At 70.9% G+C, this 26,371-nt stretch carries 21 protein-coding genes; 12 read left to right on the forward strand and 9 right to left on the reverse strand.

Going from position 1 to position 26,371, the window contains the following annotated elements:
- Window positions 1–7: 7 nt before the first annotated feature.
- Window positions 8–967, reverse strand: a complete 960-nt coding sequence (locus tag ACWDEN_RS42450; RefSeq protein ID WP_450863286.1) for a metal ABC transporter substrate-binding protein — start codon at window positions 965–967, stop codon at window positions 8–10.
- Between the two features lie 196 nt (window positions 968–1,163).
- On the opposite strand from ACWDEN_RS42450, the gene ACWDEN_RS42455 reads away from it, so the two are divergent.
- The gene (locus ACWDEN_RS42455; protein WP_351616884.1) at window positions 1,164–2,546 is read left to right on the forward strand and encodes a glycine--tRNA ligase; all 1,383 of its coding nucleotides are present in this window, start codon (window positions 1,164–1,166) and stop codon (window positions 2,544–2,546) included.
- 90 nt (window positions 2,547–2,636) lie between these two features.
- On the opposite strand, the gene ACWDEN_RS42460 is transcribed toward ACWDEN_RS42455, so the two are convergent.
- Entirely contained in the window at window positions 2,637–3,056 is a 420-nt protein-coding gene (locus ACWDEN_RS42460) for a nuclear transport factor 2 family protein (RefSeq protein ID WP_351616886.1), read from the reverse strand.
- An 87-nt stretch (window positions 3,057–3,143) separates the two neighbouring features.
- Between ACWDEN_RS42460 and ACWDEN_RS42465 the strand changes: the two genes are divergently transcribed.
- The 3 genes from ACWDEN_RS42465 (at window position 3,144) to ACWDEN_RS42475 (ending at window position 5,482) form a co-directional block, all read left to right on the forward strand.
- Window positions 3,144–3,710 carry a TetR/AcrR family transcriptional regulator gene (locus tag ACWDEN_RS42465; protein ID WP_450863289.1) on the forward strand — a complete coding sequence of 189 codons (567 nt, stop codon included), beginning with the start codon at window positions 3,144–3,146 and terminating at the stop codon, window positions 3,708–3,710.
- 138 nt (window positions 3,711–3,848) lie between these two features.
- Window positions 3,849–4,859, forward strand: coding sequence for an aldo/keto reductase (locus tag ACWDEN_RS42470; protein ID WP_450863291.1), 1,011 nt, complete (start codon window positions 3,849–3,851; stop codon window positions 4,857–4,859).
- Window positions 4,860–4,885: 26 nt separating this feature from the next.
- A complete protein-coding gene (locus ACWDEN_RS42475; RefSeq protein WP_450863293.1) occupies window positions 4,886–5,482 on the forward strand; it encodes a TetR family transcriptional regulator in 597 nt (198 codons plus the stop codon).
- On the opposite strand, the gene ACWDEN_RS42480 is transcribed toward ACWDEN_RS42475, so the two are convergent.
- Entirely contained in the window at window positions 5,463–5,741 is a 279-nt protein-coding gene (locus tag ACWDEN_RS42480) for a hypothetical protein (RefSeq protein ID WP_351616895.1), read from the reverse strand. The two genes, ACWDEN_RS42475 and ACWDEN_RS42480, sit on opposite strands and share 20 nt — an antisense overlap.
- On the opposite strand from ACWDEN_RS42480, the gene ACWDEN_RS42485 reads away from it, so the two are divergent.
- Complete coding sequence (locus ACWDEN_RS42485) at window positions 5,728–6,057, forward strand: hypothetical protein (RefSeq protein ID WP_450863295.1); 330 nt, start codon at window positions 5,728–5,730, stop codon at window positions 6,055–6,057. The genes ACWDEN_RS42480 and ACWDEN_RS42485 overlap by 14 nt on opposite strands.
- 173 nt (window positions 6,058–6,230) lie before the next feature.
- Here the strand turns inward: ACWDEN_RS42485 and ACWDEN_RS42490 are convergent, their stop codons facing one another.
- Together ACWDEN_RS42490 and ACWDEN_RS42495 are read right to left on the reverse strand one after the other, a co-directional pair.
- Window positions 6,231–6,455, reverse strand: coding sequence for a hypothetical protein (locus ACWDEN_RS42490; RefSeq protein ID WP_351616901.1), 225 nt, complete (start codon window positions 6,453–6,455; stop codon window positions 6,231–6,233).
- Between the two features lie 134 nt (window positions 6,456–6,589).
- The gene (locus ACWDEN_RS42495; protein ID WP_450863297.1) at window positions 6,590–8,017 is read right to left on the reverse strand and encodes an MFS transporter; all 1,428 of its coding nucleotides are present in this window, start codon (window positions 8,015–8,017) and stop codon (window positions 6,590–6,592) included.
- 100 nt (window positions 8,018–8,117) lie between these two features.
- On the opposite strand from ACWDEN_RS42495, the gene ACWDEN_RS42500 reads away from it, so the two are divergent.
- Window positions 8,118–9,029, forward strand: coding sequence for a helix-turn-helix transcriptional regulator (locus ACWDEN_RS42500; protein ID WP_351616907.1), 912 nt, complete (start codon window positions 8,118–8,120; stop codon window positions 9,027–9,029).
- Here the strand turns inward: ACWDEN_RS42500 and ACWDEN_RS42505 are convergent.
- The gene (locus ACWDEN_RS42505; RefSeq protein WP_450863300.1) at window positions 9,009–10,460 is read right to left on the reverse strand and encodes an MFS transporter; all 1,452 of its coding nucleotides are present in this window, start codon (window positions 10,458–10,460) and stop codon (window positions 9,009–9,011) included. The two genes, ACWDEN_RS42500 and ACWDEN_RS42505, sit on opposite strands and share 21 nt — an antisense overlap.
- A 161-nt stretch (window positions 10,461–10,621) precedes the next feature.
- Here ACWDEN_RS42505 and dusB point away from each other — a divergent pair, with 161 nt between their 5' ends.
- Entirely contained in the window at window positions 10,622–11,752 is a 1,131-nt protein-coding gene (gene dusB, locus ACWDEN_RS42510) for a tRNA dihydrouridine synthase DusB (RefSeq protein ID WP_351616911.1), read from the forward strand.
- On the opposite strand, the gene ACWDEN_RS42515 is transcribed toward dusB, so the two are convergent.
- From ACWDEN_RS42515 to ACWDEN_RS42525, 3 genes are all read right to left on the reverse strand, one after another.
- The gene (locus ACWDEN_RS42515; RefSeq protein ID WP_450863302.1) at window positions 11,753–13,615 is read right to left on the reverse strand and encodes a CDP-alcohol phosphatidyltransferase; all 1,863 of its coding nucleotides are present in this window, start codon (window positions 13,613–13,615) and stop codon (window positions 11,753–11,755) included.
- A gap of 138 nt (window positions 13,616–13,753) precedes the next feature.
- Window positions 13,754–15,691 (reverse strand): amylo-alpha-1,6-glucosidase, encoded by a 1,938-nt coding sequence (locus tag ACWDEN_RS42520; RefSeq protein ID WP_450863304.1) that lies wholly within the window; start codon window positions 15,689–15,691, stop codon window positions 13,754–13,756.
- Window positions 15,688–17,850, reverse strand: a complete 2,163-nt coding sequence (locus ACWDEN_RS42525; protein WP_450863306.1) for an MGH1-like glycoside hydrolase domain-containing protein — start codon at window positions 17,848–17,850, stop codon at window positions 15,688–15,690. Before ACWDEN_RS42525 ends, ACWDEN_RS42520 begins: the two co-directional genes overlap by 4 nt.
- A gap of 131 nt (window positions 17,851–17,981) precedes the next feature.
- On the opposite strand from ACWDEN_RS42525, the gene ACWDEN_RS42530 reads away from it, so the two are divergent.
- The 5 genes from ACWDEN_RS42530 to ACWDEN_RS42550 form a co-directional block, all read left to right on the forward strand.
- Complete coding sequence (locus ACWDEN_RS42530) at window positions 17,982–19,202, forward strand: ROK family transcriptional regulator (protein ID WP_351616917.1); 1,221 nt, start codon at window positions 17,982–17,984, stop codon at window positions 19,200–19,202.
- Window positions 19,203–19,624: 422 nt separating this feature from the next.
- Window positions 19,625–22,345, forward strand: coding sequence for a pyruvate, phosphate dikinase (gene ppdK / locus ACWDEN_RS42535; protein ID WP_351616920.1), 2,721 nt, complete (start codon window positions 19,625–19,627; stop codon window positions 22,343–22,345).
- Between the two features lie 751 nt (window positions 22,346–23,096).
- A complete protein-coding gene (locus ACWDEN_RS42540) occupies window positions 23,097–23,450 on the forward strand; it encodes an effector-associated constant component EACC1 (RefSeq protein WP_351616923.1) in 354 nt (117 codons plus the stop codon).
- A 1-nt stretch (window position 23,451) separates the two neighbouring features.
- Window positions 23,452–25,854 (forward strand): caspase family protein, encoded by a 2,403-nt coding sequence (locus ACWDEN_RS42545; protein ID WP_450863309.1) that lies wholly within the window; start codon window positions 23,452–23,454, stop codon window positions 25,852–25,854.
- Window positions 25,855–26,051: 197 nt separating this feature from the next.
- Window positions 26,052–26,371 (forward strand): hypothetical protein (locus tag ACWDEN_RS42550; protein WP_450863311.1); only part of this gene is annotated, 320 nt, incomplete at its 3' end.

Below are 26,371 nucleotides of genomic sequence, written 5' to 3' on the forward strand. Positions count from 1 at the left end.
TGTCGCCTCACTTCGAGCCGAGGGCCTGCTGGAGCGCCTTGAGGTTGGCCTCCTGGACGGAGAAGTAGTCCTTGCCGCGGGACTTGGCGGTGATGCCCTCGATCGGGTCCAGCACGTCGGTCTTCAGGCCCGCGTCGCGCGCGATGGTCTTCGCGGTCCTGTCGCTGACGAGCGTCTCGTAGAAGACGGTGGAGACGCCGTCGGCCCTGGCCATCGTCTCCAGGTCCTTCACTCGTGCGGCGCTGGGCTCGGACTCGGGGTCCAGGCCGTTGATGGCCTCCTCGGTCAGGCCGTAGCGCTCGGCGAGGTAGCCGAAGGCGGCGTGCGTGGTGATGAAGACCTTGGTCCTCGTGTGCGCGAGGCCGGTCGTGAACTGCCGGTCCAGGTCGGTCAGCTGCTTGACCAGGGCCGTGGTGTTCTTCCGGTAGTCGGCGGCGTGCTTGGGGTCGGCCTTCTCGAAGGCCTTGCCGACGCCCTCGGCGACCTGGGCGTAGCGCACCGGGTCGAGCCAGATGTGCGGGTCCTTGGCACCGGCCTCCTCGCCCTGGTGGGTGTCGTGCGCGGCGGCGTGGCCGCCGACCTCGTTGCCGTGCTCCTCCAGCGTGGTCAGGGAGGCCGCGTCGATCTTCGTCCCGACCGGGGACTGGGCCACCGCGTCGTCGACGGAGGGCTGGAGGTTCTTCAGGTACAGGACCGCGTCGGAGTCCTGGAGCGAGGCGATCTGCTTGGGGCTGATCTCCAGGTCGTGCGGCTCCTGGCCGGGGGAGGTGAGACTGGCGACGTGGACGTGGTCCCCGCCGATCCGGTCGGCGAGGAACGCCATGGGGTAGAAGGACGCGACGACGTCGAACCTGCCGGTGTTCGCCGCCTCCGCCCTGTCGCCGGAGCAGGCCGTGAGGGTGCCGAGGCCGAGGGCGGTCACTGCGGTGATCGCGGCGGCGGGTATGAGGCGTCGTCGTACGTTCATGACAGTCATTTTCAACAAATATGGAAACCGTTGTCAATAAACGCGGGTAAGGGCCCGGTGGGAGCCCGCGGGGAGGGCTTGGAGAGGGCTCGGGGAGGGGGGCCGATTTGGTCCGGGGGGAGCCTGCGCCGGTAACCTGAATCATTCGCTGGAAGCATCTCGCTTCAACGCCCGTCGTCGTAATGAAGAGAGCACCGTGGCCGCCGACAAGATCGACACCATCGTCAGCCTGAGCAAGCGCCGTGGCTTCGTTTTCCCGTGCAGTGAGATCTACGGCGGACAGCGTGCCGCCTGGGACTACGGACCGCTGGGTGTCGAGCTCAAGGAGAACATCAAGCGCCAGTGGTGGCGCTACATGGTGACGTCGCGCGAGGACGTCGTCGGTATCGACTCGTCCGTCATCCTGGCCTCCGAGGTCTGGGTCGCCTCCGGTCACGTCGCCACCTTCACGGATCCGCTGACCGAGTGCACCGCGTGTCACAAGCGGTTCCGCGCCGACCACCTGGAAGAGGCGTACGAGGAGAAGAAGGGCCACGCCCCGGCGAACGGCCTGGCCGACATCAACTGCCCGAACTGCGGCAACAAGGGCCAGTTCACCGAGCCCAAGCAGTTCTCCGGCCTGCTGTCGACGCACCTCGGCCCGACCCAGGACAGCGGCTCGGTCGCGTATCTCCGCCCCGAGACCGCCCAGGGCATCTTCACCAACTTCGCCCAGGTGCAGACCACCTCGCGCCGCAAGCCGCCGTTCGGCATCGCCCAGATGGGCAAGTCGTTCCGCAACGAGATCACGCCGGGCAACTTCATCTTCCGCACCCGCGAGTTCGAGCAGATGGAGATGGAGTTCTTCGTCAAGCCGGGCGAGGACGAGACGTGGCACGAGTACTGGATGGAGCAGCGCTGGAACTGGTACACCGGCCTGGGCCTGCGCACTGAGAACATGCGCTGGTACGAGCACCCGAAGGAGAAGCTCTCCCACTACTCCAAGCGCACCGCCGACATCGAGTACCGCTTCCAGTTCGGCGGCAGCGAGTGGGGCGAGCTGGAGGGCGTCGCCAACCGGACGGACTACGACCTGGGTGCGCACTCGAAGGCCTCGGGTCAGGACCTGTCGTACTTCGACCAGGAGGCCGGCGAGCGCTGGACGCCGTACGTCATCGAGCCCGCGGCGGGTGTCGGCCGGACCATGCTGGCCTTCCTGCTCGACGCCTATGTCGAGGACGAGGCGCCGAACGCCAAGGGCAAGATGGAGAAGCGGACCGTGCTCCGCCTCGACCACCGCCTCGCCCCGGTGAAGGTGGCGGTTCTGCCGCTGTCCCGCAACCCCGAGCTGTCGCCCAAGGCCAAGGGTCTCGCCCAGGCGCTGCGCCGGCACTGGAACATCGAGTTCGACGACGCCGGCGCCATCGGCCGCCGTTACCGGCGCCAGGACGAGATCGGTACGCCGTACTGCGTGACCGTCGACTTCGACACGCTCGAGGACAACGCGGTTACGGTGCGTGAGCGCGACTCGATGAAGCAGGAGCGTGTGTCGCTGGACCAGATCGAGGGGTACCTGGCCCAGCGTCTCCTCGGCTGCTGAGGCCCGCGGCGCTTCAGCCGTTCCGCCCACCCACCCGCCCGAGACCATCGGCCGGGTGGGTGGGCCTTTTGGTGTTCAGGCCCCCCGCCTTCACGCCCTGGCCCCCGCCACGGCTGCACCGTCCATGTAGTCGCGGACCCGCGTGAGCAGTCCGTCCCGGACGTGGAGGACCAGAAGGCCGGGGACGCTGAAGGAGGTGCCGCCGACCGCTCCCAGCACCACGTGCTCGGCGATGAGCACGCCCGGATCGGCGGTCTCGTAGGCCGCGATCCTCTCTATCTTCTCCACCCGCGCCGGGCCGGCGCCCCACGCCGCCCGGTACCCCGCCCGCACCGCCTCGCGCCCCTCGAAGCGCGGGGGGAAGCCGGGGGAAGTGAACGGGAACTCGTGCACCGCGTCCACGGCGTACAGGTCGGCGAGATCGTCCGCGGACTTGTCGAGCATGGCCTGGTAGTAGCGGGCCAGCACCTCGCGGGGCGTGCGGGCGGCGCGTGGCCGAAGGTCCGGCACGGGAATCACTCCATTCGCTCAACAGCTGTTGAGTCAATCACGGTAGGGGGCCGCCGCCCGTTCGGTCAACGGCTGTAGAGTGAACTCGTGTCCGCACCCCACCAGACCCGCGCCGACCGCCGCCGGGCCACCGAGGCGCGCATCCTCGACCGTGCCCGGGAGCTGTTCGCCGAGAAGGGGTTCGACCGCACCACGATCCGCGCCGTGGCGACCGCGGCGGGCGTCGACCCGGCGCTGGTCATGCAGTACTTCGGCTCGAAGCGCGAGCTGTTCGCCCGGGCCGTGCAGACGGTCCCCGCGCTGCCGGCGGCCACCGACGCCGACGCGCTCGTCGATCAGCTGATGGCCACGCTCGGCCTCAAACTCGGCGGTCTTCCCGAGGGCGCGCTGGCGATGCTGCGCTCCATGCTCACCGACCCGGCCGCCGCCGAGCACGCCCGCGAGACCCTGGGCCGGCAGATCGACGGCGTCGGCGGCGCGCTGCCCGGGGCGGAGGACCGCGAGCTGCGCGCCGCACTGCTCGTCACCACCTTGCTGGGCGTCACGATCGGCCACCAGCTCCTCGGCCTGGCCCCGCTGCGTGACGCTCCCGTCGACCGTGTCGCCGCCCTGCTCCGGCCGGCGATCAAGGCGCTGGCGGAACCTGCGGGCTGAACGGCCGGTGTCGCGGCCGTTGTCGGCGTACTTCTTGATGACCAGCTGATGTCGTGAGCATGACAATACCATCTCTCGAATGACAAAGTTGGAGTGACAGATATTGAGATCTGTCAGCTGTCATGCAACAGTGGGGCCATGACGATGCGAACCCGAACCCTCGGAACCACCGGCCCCCAGACCTCCGCCCTCGGCCTCGGCTGCATGGGCATGTCCGCGCTCTACGGCGACGCCGACCGCGCGGAGTCCGTCGCGACCGTCCACGCCGCCCTGGAAGCGGGCGTCACCCTGCTGGACACCGGCGACTTCTACGCCATGGGGCACAACGAGATGCTGATCGGCGAGGCCCTGCGCACCGCCCCGGCCGCCCTCCGCGAGCAGGCGCTGACCAGCGTGAAGTTCGGCGCCCTGCGCGACCCGGACGGCAACTGGAGCGGCTACGACGGCCGCCCCGCCGCCGTGAAGAACTTCGCCGCCTACTCCCTGCAGCGCCTCGGCGTCGACCACATCGACGTCTACCGGATCGCCCGCCTCGACCCGGCCGTGCCGATCGAGGAGACCGTCGGCGCCATCGCCGAACTGATCGAGAAGGGGTACGTCCGGCACGTCGGCCTGAGCGAGGTCGGCGCCGAGACCGTCCGCCGGGCCGCCGCCACCGCCCCGATCGCCGACCTGCAGATCGAGTACTCGCTGATCAGCCGGGGCATCGAGCGGGACATCCTGCCCACCACCCGCGAACTGGGCATCGGCATCACGGCGTACGGCGTGCTCTCCCGCGGCCTGATCTCCGGCCACTTCTCCCGCGACCGGCGGCTGGCCGCGAACGACTTCCGCGCCCACTCGCCCCGCTTCCAGGGCGAGAACCTCCAGCACAACCTGAACCTGGTCGAGGCGCTGCGCAAGATCGCCGAGCAGAAGGGCGTCACGGTCGCGCAGATCGCCATCGCCTGGGTGCTCTCCCGCGGCGAGGACATCGTGCCGCTGGTCGGCGCCCGGACCCGCGCGCGGCTGGGCGAGTCGCTGGGCGCGCTGGACGTCACCCTGGAGGCGGCCGACCTGGCGGCGATCGAGGAGGCCGTGCCGGCGGACGCGGCGGCCGGCGACCGCTACCCGACCGCGCAGATGGCACACCTCGACAGCGAGCGCTGACCGTGGCGCCGGGTACGGTCTAGGGCATGGCACCGCCCACCGAGACCCTGACCGCCGAGCGCATCCTCGAAGCGACCGAGGAGGTGCTGCGCCGCCACGGCCCGGCCAAGGCCACCGTGGTCGACGTGGCCCGCGCGCTCGGCGTCAGCCACGGCAGCGTCTACCGGCACTTCCGCACCAAGGCGGCACTGCGCGAGGCCGTCACCAAGCGCTGGCTGGACCGGACGTCGGAGAAACTGGCCGTCATCGTCACCATGGACGCCACTCCCGAGGAGCGGCTGCGGGCCTGGCTCGCGGCGCTGTTCGAGGCCAAGCGGCACAAGGCGGGCGACGACCCCGAACTCTTCGCCACCTACACGGTGCTGACCGGCGAGAGCGGCACGGCGGTCGGCGAGCACCTCGCCGACCTGACCGCACAGCTGACCCGGATCATCGCGGACGGGGCCGGGTCGGGCACCTTTGCGGTACCCGACCCGGCCGCCGCGGCCCGAGCCGTCTTCCAGGCCACCGGCCGTTTCCACGACCCCTGCTACGCCCGGGAGTGGACGGCTCCCGGAGTCGACGAGGAGTTCACGGCCGTCGTGGACCTGCTGATACGGGGTCTCAGCTCACCGTCACGGTGACCGGCGAGGAGTGGAAGGTGCCGGACCTGGTCGCCACCCGCACCTGATGGGTGCCCTTGGTGGTGAAGGTGCGCTTGATCGCGTAGGTGCCGTTCCTGTTGACGACCCCGGTGTACTTGAGCGTGCTCCACGTGCCGTTGCGCATGTGCTGCAGCACCAGCGTGGAACCGGCCCTGACGCCTCTGACCCGACCGGTGAACACCACGGTGTTCCCGACCTTGACCGCCTTGCGGTTGGCCGCGACGGTGATCGCGCCCATCGCGGTCGGCGTCCGCGACGGTCTCATGCTCGGCCTGCTGGTCGGCATGCCGGTGCGGGTCATCGAGGGCCTGCTGGTCGGCATGCCGGTGCGGGTCATCGAGGGCCTGGTGGTCGGCATGCCGGTGCGGGTCGTCGACGGCCTCGTGGTCGGCACGCCGCTACGCGTGATCGAGGGCCTGGCGGTCGGCAGGCCGCTGCGGGTCGTCGTGGGGGTGGGGGTGGGGGTCTGCGTGCTGGTCGCGGCGAAGGCTCCGGTCGTACCGCCGGAGAACAGCGCCACGGAGAGAACCCCGGCGCCCAGCGCGCGGCCGTAGCGGTGATGGCGGAGTACGGAGGTCATGTTCATCTCCTGTCGCTCGATCGGACGTCTCCCAGGCTGACCCGACTTCGCTCCGTCGGCCACTCGAGACGGTGCGTAACCATCGATCCGATCAAGCAAGTGCGCAGGTCAGCGCGGTGGTCCGGGTTCTTTTCCGGACCCCCGCGCTCAACGGGAGGGCTGCCGGTCCGCCGCCGGATCGACCGTCGCCTGATGGGCCTCGGCCAGGTGCTCCTCCGCCTTGAGCCACGGCAGGAACTGGGCGCCCCTGCGCCAGCCGCACGTGTCGCACCTGATCGTGCGCTGCACCCCCGTGCGCTGTACGCGAACGACGTGCTCCCGGCCGTGCCGGTCCCAGCGGCTGACCTTGCTCGTGCTGTTGCCCTGCGGCATGACGCCTCACGCCTCCTCGAGTCCTGTGGCACACCCCGCCGGGACAGGAGTGTGCAGCAAGACGAACATCAACAGGGGGAGCTTCACATGGAGTTGTCCAAGCCGTGGCCGGAGCCGTCCCGGCCCGGCCCTGTTCAGCCGACCTCGCGCGGCAGCCGCAGGCTGAGCAACCCGGTCAGCACGACCCCGGCCAACTGCACCAGCAGCGTGGTGACCAGCGCGTCCCGCATGCCCATGCGCGGCACGAGGGTGAGGAACAGGGTGCCGAGCGTGGCCACGCCGAGGGCGAGCGCGGACTGCTGGGTGGTGGCCATCACACCGCTGCCGACACCGGCCCGGGCGGGCGGCACCTCGGACATCACGATCCGGAAGAGATTGGGCAGTTGGAGCGCCTGCCCGGCACCGGCCACGGCGGCGCCCGGCAGCAGCGAGCCGAAGTCCAGGTGCGGCCAGTCCCGCCAGGCGGCCAGCACGAGCAGCAGCACGCCCACGCCCTGGACCACCGAGCCGGCGGTGACGACCCGGGTGCCGTGACGGGCCGTCAGCCGGGGCCCGGCGAGGGAGGTGAACAGGAACACCACGGCCATCGGCGCGAGCGCGAGCCCGGCCGCCACCGGACCGAGCCCGGCGCCCTTCTGCAGGGCCAGCGCGATGACGAACATGAACCCGCTGAAGCCGACGGAGAACGGCAGGATCAGGATCAGACCGCGCCGCAGCGAGGCCAGTGCCAGCAGGCTCGGCGGCACCAGCGGGGTCCGCCCCGCCCGGTCGGCCCGCCGCTCCACGGCCCAGAAGGCCCCGGCGGCGAACGGGAACGCGGCCAGCGACAGCCACGTCCACAACGGCCAGCCCGCGGCCCGGCCCTCGGTGAGCGGGGCGAGCAGGGTCAGCAGGGACGCCGCGAGCAGGAGCGTGCCGGGCCCGTCGACGGGCTCGGGGTGCTGCGACCGGGTCTCGGGCACGACCCGCACGGCGAGCAGCAGGCCGAGGGCGACCACGGGCACGTTGACGAGGAACACCGAGCGCCAGCCGGTCCCGGAGACATCGGCGGAGACGAGCACGCCGCCGAGTATCTGCCCGGCGACCATGGACAGTCCGGCGGTCGCGCCGTACAGGCTCATGGCCCTGGCGCGGCGCGCGCCGCTGGTGGTGGCCTGGATGGTGGCGAGCACCTGCGGCAGCATCGCGGCGGCCGAGGCGCCCTGCGCGACCCGCGCCGCGACCAGGCTCCATGCGTCCGGCGCCAGTCCGCAGGCCAGCGAGGTCAGTCCGAACGCGGCCATGCCGCCGAGGAACAGCCGGCGCCGCCCGAACAAGTCCCCGAGCCGCCCGCCGAGCACCAGCAGCACGGCGTACGCGACGCCGTACCCGGCCACCACCAGCTCCAGCACGGCCTCGCTCGCGGCGAGGTCGGTGCCGATGGTCGGCAGGGCGACGTTGACGATGAAGAAATCGACGAGCGGCAGCGCCGCGGCCAGCAGTACGGTGAACAGCCCGGGCCCGCCGAGTGCGGGCGGTGCGGCCGTCGTTCGGACGGCCGGGGTGATGACGGTCTCACTCATGACCCGAGCCTGCGGCCCGGCCGAGACGGGTACCAGAGTGTCTTCATCCTGGTAGAAGAACTACCTGGCAACAGGATCACGGGCGCGGCACCCTGGAGGCATGACGATGACGGCCCAGGAGACCACGGCGCGCCCGGCCGGCGGCGCGGACATCCGGCGGCACGAGCTGGCCGCGTTCCTGCGCAGCCGCCGCGAGCGCATCACCCCCGAGCAGGTCGGCCTGCCGCGCGGGGCCCGGCGGCGTACGCCCGGCCTGCGCCGGGAGGAGGTCGCCCAGCTCTCCGCGGTCGGGGTGACCTGGTACACCTGGCTCGAGCAGGCCCGCAACATCCAGGTCTCCGTCCAGGTCCTCGACGCCCTGGCCCGCACCCTGATGCTGGACGCCAGCGAACGCGCCCACCTCTTCCAGCTGGCCGGCGCCACCGATCCGACGCCCGCCGCGAGCTGCCCGAGCGTCACCCCGGCCCTGCGCGAGATGCTGCGCCGGCTGGAGCCGGTCCCGGCCTGCGTCCAGAACAGCCGGTACGACATCCTGGCCTACAACCTCACCTACGGCCGCCTCCTCGGCGACCTGGACGCGATACCGGCGGAGGACCGCAACTGCATCCTCCTCACGTACACGAACAAGGACTGGCGGTCGTCGGTCGTCCACCTGGAGCAGACCCAGCGCCTGATGGCCGCCCGCCTGCGCGCGTCCATGGCCGGCCATCTCGGCGAGCCGGCCTGGAAGATGCTGCTGAAGCGCCTGCAGACGGAGTCCCCCGACTTCCGTGAGAACTGGGAGCGTTACGAGGTCGTCGGCGCCCGCACCAAGACCAAGGAGTTCCTCAACGCCCATGTGGGCCACCTCAAGTTGGAGCACACGGACCTGTGGCTCGGCCCCGAACAGGGCGCCCGCATGGTGACGTACACCCCCGCCGACGAGGAGACCCGCGAGCGCCTGGAGAGGCTCTACGACATCGCCCGCGGGGCCGCACTTCCAGCGGAGCGCTCAGCCGCGTCGCGCGGCTGAGACCGTCTGGCGGATCTCCGCGGACTGAAGGGTCTCGGCCGTGCGTTCCGCGGTGCGGCGGGCCCAGCGGCCGCTGGTGAGGAGGCCGAGGACGAGCACGGCCAGGCCGCAGGCGGTGAGGATCCACCAGCCGGGGCGGGCCGCCGTGACAAAGGCCTGCCTCATGGGCGAGGAGCCGATCCCGGAGGCCAGAACGGCACCGACCACCGCGACACCGAGCGTCTGTCCCAGTTGCCGGCTCGTGGAGGCCACCGCCGCGGCGACCCCGGCCTGGGCGCGGGGCATGCCCGACACCGCCGTGTTGGTGATCGGCGCGTTCACGAAGCCGAAGCCGATGCCGAACAGGACGTAGCCGGCGAGCAGCGCGGCGTTCGACGTCTCCGCCTCGAAGGCCGCGAAGAGGGCGCCGCTCGCCGTCATCGCCGTACCGGCGATCAGGAGGGGCAGGCGGGGGCCGCGGCTGCCCACCAGGCGACCGGACAGCGGCGCGCACAGGAAGGTCGGCGCGGCCATCGGGAGCATCCACAGGCCCGCGTGCAGGGCGTCGAGACCGCGGACGTTCTGCAGGTAGAGCGTGGACAGGAACAGGAAGCCGCCCAGGGCCGCGAACGCGCTGATCGCGATCACCGTGGCGCCGCTGAACGGAGCCGAGCGGAAGAAGCGCAGGTCGATGAGGGGTTCGGTGCGCCGTGGCTCGTACCACAGGAGGCCGAGCAGGGCAGCGAAGGCGATCGCCATGAACGGGCCCACCGCGGTCGGGCCCGAGTCCGGCGCCTCGATGATGCCGTACGTCAGCGAGCCGAACAGGGCGATGACCAGGAGCTGGCCGACCGGGTCGGGGCGGCGGGCCTTCGGCGCGCGGGACTCGGGGACGAAGCGGAGGGTGAGCAGGAGGGCCGCGAGGCCGACCGGCAGGTTGATCCAGAAGATCGAGCGCCAGCTCACCGACTGGACCAGCAGGCCGCCGACCAGCGGACCCGCCGCCATGGATATGCCGACCACCGCGCCCCACACACCGATCGCGCGGGCCCGCTCACGGGCGTCGGTGAAGGTGTTGGTGATGATCGACATGGCGACCGGGTTGAGCATCGAGCCGCCGACCGCCTGCACCATCCGGAACACGACCAGCAGGGACAGGTTCGGCGCGAGCGAGCACAGCAGCGAGCCGACGGAGAAGACCACCAGGCCCGCCATGAAGACCCGCTTGCGGCCGATCCGGTCGGCCGTCGAACCCGCGAGCATCAGCAGCGAGGCGAGCACCAGGGTGTAGGCGTCGATCGTCCACTGCAGGCCGGAGGTGGTGGCGTGCAGATCGCGCTGCATGGACGGCAGCGCCACGTTCAGCACGGTGTTGTCCAGGCTCACGATCAGCAGGCTCATGCAGCAGATCGCGAGCACGAGGAGACGGCGGCGAGGGCTCAACTCGGGCATGGTGGCAATCGTACGCCCATATCGATAGTGCGTCTAACTAATAGCTTTCCTAAATGGTGTGTACTACACGAGGAGCGGCTGGAGCGGCCGGCCGAGCTGTCGGCCGAGTGAGGGACAATGGGTGCTTGCCCTGTGCTGTACGTCCGTCCCGGAGTCGCCTGATGTCCCACCCGCTCTCCATCGGCCCGCACGCCGTGACGCCGCCCGTCGTGCTCGCACCCATGGCGGGGATCACCAACGCGCCCTTCCGCACCCTGTGCCGGGAGTTCAGCGGTGGCAAGGGGCTGTTCGTCAGCGAGATGATCACGACCCGGGCACTGGTGGAGCGCAACGAGAAGACCATGCAGCTGATCAGGTTCGACGCGAGCGAGCAGCCGCGCTCGATCCAGCTGTACGGCGTCGACCCGGCGACCGTCGGCAAGGCCGTCCGCATGATCGCGGAGGAGGACCTGGCCGACCACATCGACCTGAACTTCGGCTGCCCGGTCCCCAAGGTGACCCGCAAGGGCGGCGGCTCGGCCCTGCCGTACAAGCGGAACCTGCTGCGCGCGATCCTCCGGGAGGCCGTGAGCGGTGCCGGAGACCTCCCGGTCACCATGAAGATGCGCAAGGGCATCGACGACGACCACATCACCTACCTCGACGCCGGCCGCATCGCCGTCGAGGAGGGCGTGACGGCCATCGCCCTGCACGGCCGCACGGCCGCCCAGCACTACGGCGGCACCGCCGACTGGGACGCCATCGCCCGGCTGAAGGAGCACGTCCCGGAGATCCCCGTCCTCGGCAACGGCGACATCTGGTCGGCCGGGGACGCACTGCGGATGGTGCGGGAGACCGGCTGTGACGGAGTCGTCGTCGGACGCGGCTGCCTGGGGCGGCCGTGGCTGTTCGCGGACCTTGTGGCGGCGTTCGAGGGGCGTACGTCCTTCGCCCGGCCGACGCTCCGGGAAGTCGCCGACGTCATGGTCCGGCACGCCACGCTGCTCGGGGAGTGGGCCGGCGACGAGTCCAAGGGTGTGGTCGACTTCCGCAAGCATGTCGCCTGGTACCTGAAGGGCTTCGCGGTCGGTTCCGAGATGCGGGGGCGGCTCGCGATCACGTCCTCGCTGCAGGAGCTGCGGGCCGGGCTCGACGAGCTGGACCTGGACCAGCCGTGGCCCACCGGCGCGGACGGGCCGCGCGGCCGTACGTCCGGCAACAACCGGGTGGTGCTGCCGGACGGCTGGCTGAAGGACCCGTACGACTGCGCGGGGGTCGGCGAGGACGCGGAGCTGGATACGTCGGGCGGCTGATCAGTTCTTCTTCGGATGCGGTGTCGAGCCGAAGGCCGACAGGAAGCGGTCGCGGAACGCGCTCATCTTCCAGACCGGTGCGGTGTGCGCGGGGCGGAGGCCGTCGGTCCAGCCCCAGCCGGCGATCTTGTCGAGGACCGTGGGGTCCTTGGCGACGATCGAGATCGGCACGTCACGGCTGGCGTGGTTGCCGCTGGCGTGGGCGTTCGGCTGGTGGTCGCCGAGGAAGACCAGCACGGTGTCCTTCGTGCCGTACCGCTCCAGCCACTCGGTCAGCGCCGTCACCGTGTACTGGACGGACTTGCCGTACTCCTCCTTGGTGTGCGTGTCGTCGGTGAGCGTGTAGGAGGACGGGTGGCCCGCCTTCTCGATGCCGTTGAAGATGGAGCCGTCGCCCAGCTGGTCCCAGCCGACCATTTTCGGGATCGGCGCCCAGGGCGTGTGGCTGGAGGTCAGGATGAGCAGCGACATCCGTGACTTGCCGGCGGCGGGCTGCTTGCTGTGCACCCGGTCCTGGAACTGCTGGAGCGTGTACTGGTCCGGCATGGTCGACCAGCTGAACTTCGGTCCCTTGTAGCCGAGTTGGAAGGCGTTGTAGACCTTGTCGAGGCCGTACCACTTCTGCTCCGGCCACGCCTTCTGCACACCCGGCATCACCCCGACCGTGTCGAAGGCGCCCGTCTTCCTGAACGCGTCGGTCAGGCTCATGTGGTCGCTCGCCATGACCGTGCGGTAGCGCTGCTGGTTGCTGATCCACAGGCCCGACATGGTGGTGGAGTGCCCGAGCCAGCTGCTGCCGCCGTAGGTCGCCGAGGTCAGCCATCCGCTCTTGGCGTGGAAGCCCGCCTTGGCCAGCGCCTTGGTGCGGGCGTCGAGGGTGGCGTCGACACCGGGCGCCATGATCGGGTCCTCCACGGCGCTGCGCCCGTAGCTCTCGATGAACGTGAAGACCATGTCCTTGCCCCGCAGATCCGGGACCAGCTGGCTGCCCGGCGTGTTCCCGAAGGCGTCGACCCTGGCCACCTTCCGGAACTCCGCCTCGTCCTTGAGCGTGTTCGAGATCCGGTGGGCCTGGTCCTTCAGAGCGTTCGCGGTGCTGTCGGCGGCGAGCGGCACGCCGGACAGCTGGAGGCCGAGGGAGGAGCAGGTGATCCACACCACCCCGGCGGCCAGCGTGCCCCGGGTCGCGGTGGCGGGGTGCCGGGCGAGCAGATTGCTCAGCCGGACCATCGACAGCGCCAGCAGGACGAAGACCGACAGCACGAGGACGATCACAGCGGCTACGGCGACGAGGGTGGCCGTACGGCCGTAGGAGTCCTCCAGATACGACTCCGCGTCGCCGAACAGGCTCCAGTCGAGCACGACGTTGAAGCCACGGCCGAGGTACTGGTTGAACCCCGCGTCGAGCAGGTTCAGCATGGCCATCGCGGCCAGCGCCACCCCGGACACCACGGCCAGCGCCACCCGCGGCCGCCGGGGCAGCGCGATCATCACGGCGGCCCCGATCACGGCCTCCGCCGGTATCCGCAGAAACCTGGAAGGGTGCAGGTCGGCCACGGAGCTGGGCATCACCAGCGCGGCGACGACGAGCATGGCGGCGAGCACGGTGACGGTGACGGACAGCGCCTGAGCGCCGGCCGGATGCTCCGCCCGCCACTTCCCCGTCCACGTGGACCAGGCGGTCCAGGGACGCCGGAGCCGGGCGGTCCACGGGCGCCGGACGGGCTGCGGGCCGGATATGGGCTCGGGGGACGCCTCGGGGGCCGGGGACGCCCCGGGCTCGGCCGGGGACGCCTCGGGGGCCGGGGACGCCTCCGGCTCGGCCTCCTCGGCTTCTGCTCCGGCTGATGCGCGCGTGCTCATGTCCTGGGACAACCCGGCGTCCTTCCCTGCGAGACCGATCCGCCGTCCCGTACGGCCGGTCCCCGACCCGTGTTCAGAGCACTGAGCAAACACCGGGCAAATACGGTTCCCGCGACGGACCCGCAGCCCGCGACGGCGCTACACGCCCCCCACCGCTGTCAGCAGCGCGAGCGGCACCACAGCCGACCGAGCCTCCCGCACGCACGCATGCGGATACGGCACCGGCTCCGGATGCGTGTCCCTCCCGTACCCGGCCAGAACCTCCGGCAGCCGGTGCCCGGCGACGGTCGCCGCGTCCACCAGCGCGTGCGCCACCGCGCGGGCCTCGTCATGCAGCCCGTACCGCGCGAGACCCAGCGTGATCAGCGCGTTGTCATGCGGCCAGACAGAGCCACGGTGATAGGAGAGCGGATGGTACGCCGGCTGTCCGGAGGCCAGCGTCCGCACCCCCCACCCGGAGAAGAAGTCCGGCTCCAGCAGCCGCCGGCCCACCAGTTCGCCGTACTCCTTGTCCAGCAGCCCGGACCACAGCAGATGCCCGGCGTCGGACGCCAGCGCGTCGACCTGGCGGCCCTCGCCGTCCAGCGCGAGCGCCGGGAAGGAGTGCTCCCGCATCCAGAAGTCCCGCTGGAACCGGTCCCTCAGATCGGCGGCGGCCTGCTCCAGCAGGGCGCCGTACGTCTCGTCGCCCCACGCCGTCCGCGCCAGCCACGCCGTGCGGCGCAGCGCGTCGTAGGCGTAGCCCTGCGCGCCCGCCGCCATCACCGCGCCGGTGGGCCGGGTGCCGTCGGCGCAGCAGATCGCGCCGGGGGAGTCCTTCCAGTTCTGGTTGGCGAGGCCGCCCTCGTCGGCGCGGTAGACGAGGTAGCCCCGCGAGGTCAGGCCGCCGTGGTCCAGCATCCAGCCGACGGCGGCACGCGCGTGCGGCTCCAGGCGCCGGGCCGGACCGCTGTCCCCGGTCTGCTCGACGTACGCACCGAGCAGGATCAGGAACAGCGGGGTCGCGTCGACCGAGCCGTAGTACCGCCGGAACGGCACCTGCCCGAAGTGGGCCAGCTCGCCGTGCCGTACCTCGTGCACGATCTTGCCGGGCTGGGCGAGCGGGGACGAGCCGCTGCCGGTGGCCTGGGTCGCGGCGAGCGCGGGGAGCGTGGCGGCGGCCAGTTCGGGGCGGTACGGCAGCGCGAACAGGGAGGTCAGCAGGGCGTCCCGGGCGAGGAGGGCGAGGAACCAGGGGGCGCCGCCGGCCGGGACGCGCACCTCCTCGCCGTCGGGTCCGCGCGCCGGCACCTGGAGCGCGGCCAGGTCGGCGAGGCCCCGGGCGCAGGCCGCCGCCAGCTCCGGCCAGCCGGTCGGGAAGGCCACGCCCTCCATGAACTCGCCTTCCAGCGCGCGGAGTTGCTCGCGCACGGACGCCGGGTCGCGGGGCACGCGCAGGGCGCGCTTCTCGCCGTGCGGGCGGGCCATCACCCGGAGCACCAGCTCCGTCGTGCCGTGCGGCGCCAGGTCGAGGGTCCACACCAGGCGGCGGGCGCCCGTGCCGGTCTCCTCCACGGCGTCGGGGGCCGGGTCGGCGATGATGGTCGTACGGGACTGCCACTCGGCACGCCGGTAGGTGAACTCGATGCCGTCGTCCAGGACTTCACGAGAGCGTACGGCGCCGGGCTTGGCGTAGGTGCGGTGGTCGGAGCGGAGCTCGAACTGGTCGGTGAAGTCCGCGTCGGCGGTGATGGCGAGCCGGACAGTGGTCGGCACCGGGCGGTTGCTGGTCACCCGCAGCGACTCGACGAACGAACCGTCGCCGACGGCCTGTTGACGGAAGAGGGTGTGCGCCGGAGGCTCCTGCCGGCCGCCGCGCGGGACCAGCACACAGCGGGCCGCGTCACCGTCGGTGACCGGCGTGAGCACCTCCGGCACTCCGCCGTCGACGGTGAGCTGCCAGCGGCTGAGGTGCCGGGCGTCCCGTACGAACAAGCCGTCCGGGGAGCCGCCGCCCCGGACCCCGCTGATGTCGCCCCGGTCGCCCACGGCGGCGAACGTCGCCCCGTGCACGAGCAGATGATGCCGGTCCGTCATCGCCGGTCCCCTCCTTCGTCACTTCTGTCGAACGTGCCGGTGGCCGCCTCGGACACGCCCTCGCGGGCGCCCTTGAGAAGGTCTTTGTGCAGCTCGTGGTGCAGGTCGAGGGCGAGCGCGGCCGTCCAGCCGAAGCCGGTCGCTCCGCAGGCCTCGCCGGTGCGGGGGTCGACGTACTCCGCGAAACCGGTGGCTTCGGCGAGCTGCAGCACGGCCGCGCGCAGCGCGTCGGCCCGCTCCCGCTCGCCGTGGATCCGCAGCCCCCGCTCCAGCAGCCAGCTGGTGTTGAACCAGGCCGGGCCGCGCCAGTACCGGTGCGGGTCGAAGGCCTCGCCGAGCAGGTCGTAACTGGGCACGAGACGGCTCCGCCCACCAAGCCCGAAGTGCGGCCCGCACAGCGTGCGCACGAGCGCGCCGACGACGTGGCGGGGCAGCCCGGGCAGCACGAGCGGCACCAGCCCGGACACACTCCGCTCCGGGATCAGCCCGTCCCCGCCCTGCCGGTGCACCGGGCCGGGGGCGCCCTGTGTGTGAGCCGGGCTGGGGGCACCTTGTGGGTGGGCCGGTCCGGAGATGCGCTGCCGGTCGGTCGGGTCGGTGGCGCTCTGCGCGGGGGCCGGGCCTGGAGCACCCTGTTGGTGAGCCGGTCCAGAGATGCCCTGCTCGTCGGTCGGGCCGGTGGCACCCTGTTCGCAGGGTGGCCCGGAGGTGCCTGGCGCGGGGCTTCGGCCGGAGGTGCCTGGCGCGGGGCTTCGGCCGGAGGTGCCTGGCGCGGGGCTTTGGCCGGTGGGGACCGGCTCGCCGGCCGGGCCGGAGGGGTGAGGTTCGCGGATCCGGTCGGCGGTGCCTGGGCCGTGGGCGGAGCCGGCGGCGTCCGGCGCGGGACTCTGGCTGGAGGCGCCCGGCACGGGGTTTCGCCCGGAGTCGCCCGGTGCGAGACTCTGGCCCGCCATGACCGGCCCGTCGACCAGGCCGGAGGCGTCCGGCGCGGGGAGCTGACCGGAGGCGTCCGGCGCGGGGAGCTGACCGGAGGTGCCCGGTGCGGGGAGCTGCCCGCAGGCGTCCGGCACTGGGACCCGTTCGGAGGTGCTCGGTGCCGGGAGCCGGTCGGGCGGGCCCGGTGCCGGGAGCCGGGCGGACACGTCCCTGGTGTGGATCGGTTCGTCGGCGTGCAGGTCGCGGCACAGGAACATTCCGGACGCCGGGTCCCACAGCCGCTCCACCAGCACCTGGGTCAGCCGTTCGGCGCGTGCGTGCCGGGCGGTGCCGGGCGCGCCCAGTTCCTCGGCGATCCGGGCCAGCGCGTGTTCGGAGGCGATGAGCAGGGCGTTGAACGCCGGGTCCTCCACGGCGAATTCAGCGCCGCCGCCCCCGTTCCCCCCGACCGTCCCATCCCTGTACCCGGCGTCCCGGTAGTCGGCGGCCAGCCGTACATACCGTCCGTAGTCCAGATCCGTCGGCCGGTCCTCGGGCGCCCCGTGGGCGAGGTCGGCGCGGCGGAAGGAGCGGGCCGGGGCGGGGGTGATCCGGGCGAGCGGGGCGTCCCAGCAGGGGCTGTTGTCCATACCCTGCTCCCAGGGATGGACCACCGACACCAGCCCCGCGCCGCCCAGGTCCCGGCGGTGCAGCAGATAGCGGTGCCAGGCGGCCAGCCGCGGGTACATCCGGGCCAGGAAGCCGCGGGCGCGCGACAGTCCGGGGTCGGCGCGGTGCACCAGCCAGGCCGCGAGCGCGTGTACCGGTGGCTGCACGATCCCCGACGTCTGTACGGTGCGCGGGGCGCCCGCCGCGCGACCTGCGGTGGAGGAGCGCCAGAAGTCGGGGCTGGGGAAGTAGGCGTCGAGGGGTACGGAGGGGTTGAACACGATGTGCGGGACGCGCCCGTCGGCCCACTGGGCGGCCAGCAGTGTCTCCAGCTCGGTCTGGGCCCGCAGCGGCGACACGTGCCGCAGACCGATCGCGATGAACGCCGAGTCCCAGGACCACTGGTGCGGGTACAGGCTCCGGGAGGGGACCGTCGAGGCGCCCGTCCAGTTCGCGTCGAGCACCCGGGCCGCCCCGACCAGCAGCGACGTGCCCGGGACCGGGGGATCGCACGCGGTCCCGTACGCCGCGGGCTCCGCGGGACGGACGGTGAGCTGCGTGCTGCTGTGATCCACTCGGGGCTCCCCGAAGACGAAGACGCCCGGCCGGTCCGACCGGGTTTGGTGTTGACCGTCGTAGAGTTACGTCTATTTAACACGCAAAACCCAATATGTAATGCAGGCTTGGGAAACACAAGGGGGTGCGCATGACCGAACGCCCGGGAAGAATCGGGAAGACCGGCAGCCCGGCCGGCGCCGGAGAACTGCTCGAACTCGTCCGCAGCGGACGGGCGGTGACGCGTGGTGCGCTCCAGCAGGCGACCGGACTGTCCCGCGCGACCGTCGGCCAGCGCCTGGACCGCCTCTTCCGCGCCGGCTGGCTGCGCGAGGGCGCCGGCGGCCCGGTCGGCTCACCGCTCGGCGGCCGCCCCTCCATCACCCTGGAGTTCGACGACTCCCACGCCGTCGTGCTCGCCGCCGACCTGGACACCCGGCACGCCCGCGCGGCCGTCCTGTCGCTGACCGGCGAGATCCTCGCCGAGCACTCGGGAACGCTCGTGATCGGGGACGGCCCGGAGGCCGTACTGTCCGAACTCGGCAACTGGTTCGCCGAGTTGCTGGAGAAGGCCGGGCGCCCGGCGGCGGAGGTCTGCGGCATCGGGCTCGCCGTGCCCGGCCCCGTGGACACCGGGACCGGCCGCGTCGTGCAGCCGCCGATGATGCCGGGCTGGGACGGCTACGACATAACGGGCCGCCTCTCCCGCGCCTTCACCGAGCACACGGGCGCCCCGGCCGTCCCCGTCCTGGTCGACAACGACGCCAACCTCATGGCGTACGGCGAACAGCGCGCCGGACACCCCGACTGCGCGGCCTTCGTGCTGGTCAAGGTGTCCACGGGCATCGGAGCCGGGGTGGTCGTGGACGGCTCGATCTACCGGGGGATCGACGGCGGCGCCGGCGACATCGGGCACATCCGGGTCGGCGCGGACGCGCTGTGCCGCTGCGGTTCGCACGGCTGTCTCGCCGCCGTCGCGAGCGGGGGCGCCGTGGCCCGGCGGCTGGCCGAGAGCGGGGTGCCGGCCGCCTCCGGCGCGGACGTACGGGATCTGCTGGCCGCCGGACATCCGGAGGCGGCGGCGCTGGCCCGGGAGGCCGGGCGCCGGGTCGGTGACGTCCTGGCGACGGTGGTGACCCTGTTGAACCCCGGGGTGCTGATGATCGCGGGCGATCTGGCCGGGACCCCCTTCCTCACCGGTGTGCGCGAGCTGCTCTACCAGCGGGCACTGCCGCGCTCGACGGCCCACCTCGACGTCGTGACCTCCCGGCTGGGGGAGCGGGCCGCGCTCATAGGAGCGGGGGCCCTGGTGGTGGAACACCTCTACGCGCCGGAGCGGGCCGAGGAGCGGCTGCGGGCGCTGGGCGTCTGAGCTGGGCGTGTGACGTGGGTGTTTCCGGGTACCGGGAAGCGGTCCGCATGGTGAAATCCGGCGGGGTGTGGCAGCGTGATTCTCGCCACCCTTGATAAGGGTTGCGCTCAGATGAGCGGATCATGGGCGACTGCACTTCTCCAAGGGGTGGCACTGGGTGCCACCCCTTGATTGTTCATCGACTGAAATCAGACGTGCAGGTTCCCCGCTCATCTGAGCGAGAAACCCGGCCATGGGGGGTGCTTGCGTTCAAGAAGTGAAGACATCTGGCGATGTTGGCTTGCCAAGCTTTGACTTTCGATCCGCTGGCGGACGGGTGGTTACAGGCTCATGACGCACAAGTAGACGTACCCATGCGCCTTCGATCTGGGTATGTTCCTCGCCGTCAGGGCAGCCACCGTGGCCTCAAGGAGTCGAGACCCGTGTCGGAAAACAAAGAACCCCACGTAGTGAAGTTCGTTTACGACTTCACCGAGGGCAACAAGGACCTCAAGGACCTCCTCGGCGGCAAGGGCGCCAACCTCGCCGAGATGACCAACCTCGGTCTGCCGGTCCCTCCCGGCTTCACCATCACCACCGAGGCCTGCAAGGTCTACCTGGAGAGCGGTGAGGAGCCCGCGGCACTGCGTGACGAGGTGAGTGCGCACCTCGACGCCCTCGAATCCCGCATGGGCAAGAAGCTCGGCCAGCCCGACAACCCCCTCCTCGTGTCCGTCCGCTCCGGCGCGAAGTTCTCCATGCCGGGCATGATGGACACGGTCCTCAACATCGGTCTGTCGGACAAGTCGGTGCAGGGCCTGGCCAAGCAGGCCGGCGACGACCGGTTCGCCTGGGACTCCTACCGCCGCCTGATCCAGATGTTCGGCAAGACCGTCCTCGGCGTCGACGGCGACCTCTTCGAGGAGGCCCTCGAGGCGGCCAAGGAGGCCAAGAAGGTCACGGTCGACACCGACCTGGAGGCCGCCGACCTGAAGAAGCTGGTCACCAAGTTCAAGAAGATCGTCAAGGCGGAGGCCGGCCGGGACTTCCCGCAGGACCCGCGCGAGCAGATGGACCTCGCCATCAAGGCGGTCTTCGACTCGTGGAACGGCGATCGGGCCAAGCTGTACCGCCGCCAGGAGCGCATCCCGCACGACCTCGGTACGGCCGTCAACGTCTGCTCGATGGTCTTCGGCAACCTGGGCCCCGACTCCGGCACGGGCGTCGCCTTCACCCGTGACCCCGCCTCCGGCCACCAGGGCGTCTACGGCGACTACCTCCAGAACGCCCAGGGCGAGGACGTCGTCGCCGGCATCCGCAACACGGTCCCGCTCGCCGAGTTGGAGTCGATCGACAAGAAGTCGTACGACCAGCTCATGCAGATCATGGAGACGCTGGAGAACCACTACAAGGACCTGTGCGACATCGAGTTCACGATCGAGCGCGGTCAGCTGTGGATGCTCCAGACCCGCGTGGGCAAGCGCACCGCGGGCGCCGCCTTCCGCATCGCGACCCAGCTCGTCGACCAGGGCCTGATCGACGAGACGGAGGCCCTCCAGCGCGTCACCGGCGCCCAGCTGGCCCAGCTGATGTTCCCGCGCTTCGACGAGCAGGCGAAGGTCGACAAGGTGGCGCGCGGCATCGCCGCGTCTCCCGGCGCCGCGGTGGGCCGGGCGGTCTTCGACTCGTACACGGCCGTCAAGTGGTCCCGCTCGGGCGAGAAGGTCATCCTGGTCCGCCGCGAGACGAACCCCGACGACCTGGACGGCATGATCGCAGCCGAGGGCATCCTGACGTCGCGCGGCGGCAAGACCTCCCACGCGGCCGTGGTCGCCCGGGGCATGGGCAAGACCTGCGTGTGCGGCGCGGAGGAGCTGGAGGTCGACACCAAGCGCCGCCGCATGACGGTCCCCGGCGGCCACGTCGTCGAGGAAGGCGACGTCATCTCCATCGACGGCTCCTCCGGCAAGGTCTACCTGGGCGAGGTCCCGGTGGTCCCGTCCCCCGTGGTGGAGTACTTCGAGGGCCGGATGCACCCCGGCGCCGACGACGCGGACGAGCTGGTCGAGGCCGTCCACCGCATGATGGCCTTCGCCGACCGCAAGCGCCGCCTGCGCGTCCGCGCCAACGCCGACAACGCCGAGGACGCCCTGCGCGCCCGCCGCTTCGGCGCCCAGGGCATCGGCCTGTGCCGCACGGAGCACATGTTCCTCGGCGAGCGCCGCGAGATGGTCGAGAAGCTGATCCTCGCGGACACGGAGAGCGAGCGCGAGGCGGCCCTGACGGAGCTGCTCCCGCTCCAGAAGAAAGACTTCGTAGAACTCTTCGAGGCGATGGACGGCCTCCCGGTGACGATCCGTCTCCTGGACCCGCCGCTGCACGAGTTCCTGCCCGACATCACCGAGCTGTCGGTCCGCGTGGCCCTGGCCGAGTCCCGCCAGGAGCCGCACGAGAACGAGCTCCGCCTGCTCCAGGCGGTGCACCGCCTGCACGAGCAGAACCCGATGCTGGGCCTGCGCGGCGTCCGTCTCGGCCTCGTCATCCCCGGCCTGTTCACGATGCAGGTCCGCGCGATCGCCGAGGCGGCGGCGGAGCGCAAGTCCGCGAAGGGCGACCCGCGCGCGGAGGTCATGATCCCGCTGGTCGGCACGGTCCAGGAGCTGGAGATCGTCCGCGAGGAGGCCGACAAGGTCATCGCCGAGGTCGAGGCCGCGACGGGTACGCAGCTGAAGCTGGCGATCGGCACGATGATCGAACTCCCCCGAGCCGCCCTCACGGCGGGCCAGATCGCCGAGGCGGCGGAGTTCTTCAGCTTCGGCACGAACGACCTGACGCAGACGGTGTGGGGCTTCAGCCGCGACGACGTCGAAGCGAGCTTCTTCACCGCATACCTGGAAAAGGGCATCTTCGGCGTCAGCCCCTTCGAGACGATCGACAAGGACGGCGTCGGCTCCCTGGTGAAGTCGGCGGCGGAGGCGGGCCGGCGTACCCGCCCCGACCTCAAGCTCGGCGTCTGCGGTGAGCACGGCGGCGACCCCGAGTCCGTCCACTTCTTCCACGAGGTCGGCCTGGACTACGTCTCCTGCTCCCCCTTCCGCATCCCGGTGGCCCGCCTCGAGGCAGGCCGCGCGGCAACGCAGTCGACGGGCAGCGACCACCGCTAGGCCCTCCCGGCTCACCTGAACCCCGGAGCCGCCGCTGGTCCCCGACCCTCACCGATCGGCGACGGCTCCGGCGCACGAAGAGGAGAGGCGGCACCCTGTGCGGGGGTGCCGCCTCTTCGCGCATCATCTGCGGGGACTGTCAAGATAGGTCGCTGAGCAGGCAAATTGGCGTTTGTTGGCATTGGTCACCGTTGAACCCGCGCGAAGCGGTTGTGCCCTCGTTGTGCCCTCCAGGTGCGGCTGGGCCCGTGACGGAGCCGTGCGGGACGCCCGCAGGAGCGCCGCATCGCTCGCTGTCCCGGACCACGCACTCGGCCTACCGGCCCGACCGATATTCCCTGCGTGCAGGGTCCGCGACTCGATGCGCATTGGCTCCTGCGGAGACGTCGGAATCCACACCGGGGACGCACTGGCCGTGTCGCCAGGTGTTGCGCAACCGCCCCTATCAGGGCAGAGACACGGCGGGTCGGCAATACCCGATCTTGTAGCGTGGGGGCCGGGACCCATCAGACTGGACGAGTTCGCCGCCGGCGGGAACGACGGTGAACCACCCCAACAGAGCTGCCTGGTTGGAACACGTCGAAATGCCTGGTGAAGTGCGCGGAGAGGTCCTTGGAGAGATCCGTTGGACATACACGGCACCGGGCCGAGGAGTTGCGGTCCCGGCTCAGTCCTCCTCCTGGCCGTCCATCGCCGGTATAGGAGACACTGAGGCCGAAGTTGTCTGAGGACCCGGTGGGGGAGTGCCTGCGTGGACATTGCGATCAGTGTGCAGAGCGGCGGAGCCGACGGCCTTACAAGTCTCAAGGAATGGTTGGAGTACGAGCCTGAGCTGCGCGGGCGGGTACAGCTGTCTCCGGCGGTCCCGGCCAACGGTGACATGGGCGCGGCCTTCGACCAACTGGTGGTGATGCTGGGTTCGGGCAGCGCGTTGGCCCTGGCACGTTCACTGCCGATCTGGCTCCGGCAGCGTCGCTCGACCGTGGAGATCACGTTGACACGTCCGGATGGCAGCAGCGTGGAGATCAAGGCGGACCAGGCGCAGCACGCCGACGCGCTGATCCGGGAAGCCCTGCGCGACAGCCGCCTGGCCGAGGAATCCTGACGTGCGGTTACCGGACCCCACCACGTCACGGGCCGTACTCATCGGCACCCGAAGCTACGACGTGGATTCCGGCCTCGCCGAACTGCCCGGCGTCACCGGCAATATCAACGGTTTGACGAGGGCACTGATGGAGCTCACCGGATTGCCTCCGGAGCACTGCCTGCCCCTGGTCGACCAGACCGACGACCGGGAGGTGTGCCGGCAGGTGCGCCGGGCCGCCGACGAGGCCGAGGACCTGTTGCTGGTGTATTTCGCCGGCCACGGCCTCATCGGCCAGGACGGCAGGGAGCTGTACCTCGCCCTGCCGCACAGCAATCCGGCGGACCCGCTGTTCAACGCGGTGCGGTTCGCGGAGCTGCGTGAGCTGATCACGCGTAGTCCGGCCCGCAACCGGGTGCTGATTCTGGACTGCTGCTATAGCGGCCGGGCGATCCCTGACACCATGTCAGGCGCCGCCGAGGACATCGCGTTCGCGCAGACCGAGGTTTCGGGCACCTACACGCTCACCGCGACCTCGGCGACCATGACGGCGCTGGCTCCGGTCGGGGAACGGCGGACCCTCTTCACCGGTGCACTGCTCGACCTCCTTGACAGCGGAGTCGCCGAAGGCGAGCGCCTGCTCACGCTTGGCAGCATGTACGCGCAGCTGAGGCGCACCCTCACGCCGCAGCCCCGGCAGCAGGGCAGCGACACCGCCGCCGAATTGGCGCTTGCCGTCAACGCCGCCCACCGGTCGGCGGTCCACGACGACGGGATCGACAGCACGGTTGCTTCCCCGGCCGGTGCAGCGTCGGCCGTCCCCGGGAGCGCGCCGGAGGCGGTCCTGCTGACCGTCTCCCCTGGGCTGGCTGGAGCCCGCCGGCTACTGTCCGTACTGCGCTGGCTGCTGGTGGCCTGCGTGGTCGCTGTCACGCACGCAGCCGTGGTGGGCGGCGGGTTTCCCTTCTCCGATCCCCAGTTCCTCAGCGTCGATGCGAGCTCCCTGCTCCTGGCTCTGCTCTGGGTTGTGCTGGTGCCAAGGCTGCCGCGGCGCTACGGGCTCCTCGTCGACGAGCAGGGCCTGACCCTCACGGCCAACCAGGACGTTCACCGGCTGGCGTGGCAGGATGTGCAGCGCGTCAGCACGGTCCGCTCCTCCCCAGGGCGTCTCCTCCCCAGCCAGGTCGCGATCTGGCCGCGCCGTGGCTTCGTTCCACCACGGCGGCAGCGGTTCGGCCCCCGCACTGACCACAAGCAGGGCTTCGTCCGGTTCTGCCGCCTGGCGTGGCTCAACGCCTCCGCGGATGACGTGGCCGCAGTCATCGCCAGGCATGCGCCAGGGCTTTGGGATGACGCACATGGACTACGGTCCGAACTACCCGCCGCGCACTTCGGGAAGAAGCGCGCCGTACGGACAGCCGGCGTCTTCTGGGCTGCCGTCTTCACGGTGCCGGGGTCCGTCGGCCTTTTCGGCCTCCTCGCGGACGATTTGATCACGAAGGCCGTCGGGTTGTGTTGGCTGGTGTTCTGGACTCTGCCTGGGTTGTATGTCCTGACCTTCAGTTTCCTGCCGGTCCGCCTCCGAATCGACCAGCAGGGCATCGGGGTACGCGCCAACCTCTCCCGGTTAGACGCGACCTGGCCCGAGATCGAGGATGTGACGGTCCGGCCCGGAAAGCACGGACCCGAACTGAGGATTCGTACCGCCCAACGTCCGGTTGCAACGTGGCCCTTCACCGGAAAGCTCGCGCTTCCCTACGACCCGCGCACCCGAACGGTGACCCTGGTGCTCGCCGCGTTCGCCATGCTGCCGGCCGAACTCGACGCCGCCCTCGCACGGTTCGCCGGGCACAGATGGGTCGGGCGGCAGGACGAGGAAGACGCCTCCGGTGGAGTTTTCGGCGAAGACTACACGCTCGTTGGTCGGCTAGCCGGGCCGCGCTGCAAGTCGATCTGGGTGGTGGGCATCTCCGCAGCAACGGCCCTACCCGTCTACCTCGAACAAGTGGTGAGCCCGGGAGCTTCGCTGCTACTGGCCCTGGTTGCGGCGGCCCTGGCGATGGTGGCCGGGGCCACGGCCGCGGAGAGGTGCGAGCTGTGCATCGACGCACAAGGGCTGGAGTTGCGCAGCGGTGCCTTCAACTCCCGCGTGCCGTGGGCGGCGATTAGTCGTGCAGCGGTGACCCAGCGGGCGCATTTCGCGCTCACTGGGCCCGCTCCCGCCCTGATGGTGTGGTTCAAGGATGGCGCACGCGTTCCGGGTAAGTGGCGCTGGCGGCAGTGTTTCGTCCCGCACTCCGGCGGGGTAGCGGTGGTGGAGCTCCGGTCCTTTGACGGGGTACGCGCTGACCAGCGGCACCTCGCCGTCGCGCTGTCCCACTTCGCCGGGCCGGAGCGCACCGCTCCAGCCGCGGCGGAAAGGTGAGAGACACGGGTGAGCGCAGGGGCGGCGCAGCCAGAAGTGGCGCGCCCGCGCTGGCTTGGGAGAGCACACCCAGCCCCGCACTCGCCGTACTGCCTGGAGCCCTCGCTCACCGCTAGCCGGAATTGCGCATCCTTTGCGCAGCGGACGTCAACATTGCGCATCAACTCGCGCACCCTGCACTCCGGTTTCGTGACTACATGCCGACCGCGGATCGGGAGATGTTCCTGCGGCTCGTCGGCAGGATCGCGGCTGAGCCTGAAGGCGCCGACAGGCACCTTGCCTACACGACCGACACTGTGACGCGCGCGGCCTGGGAAGACCACGTAATGGTCCACTACGTCGTGACGAGATTCTTCGTGGCCGTCATGGAGGCTGACATCTACGACGTGTCGCGTGCCTTCAACGAGGAGATGATCAGCAGCGTGAAGCGCTCCGGGATCGGTGGAGGCTCTATGCGTTGGCTCCAGCCGCCGGTTGGGGCTGGTGTTGAGCGTAGTGGTTGGTCTCGTGTTCGTGG

This window comes from Streptomyces sp. NPDC001153 (assembly GCF_053598315.1).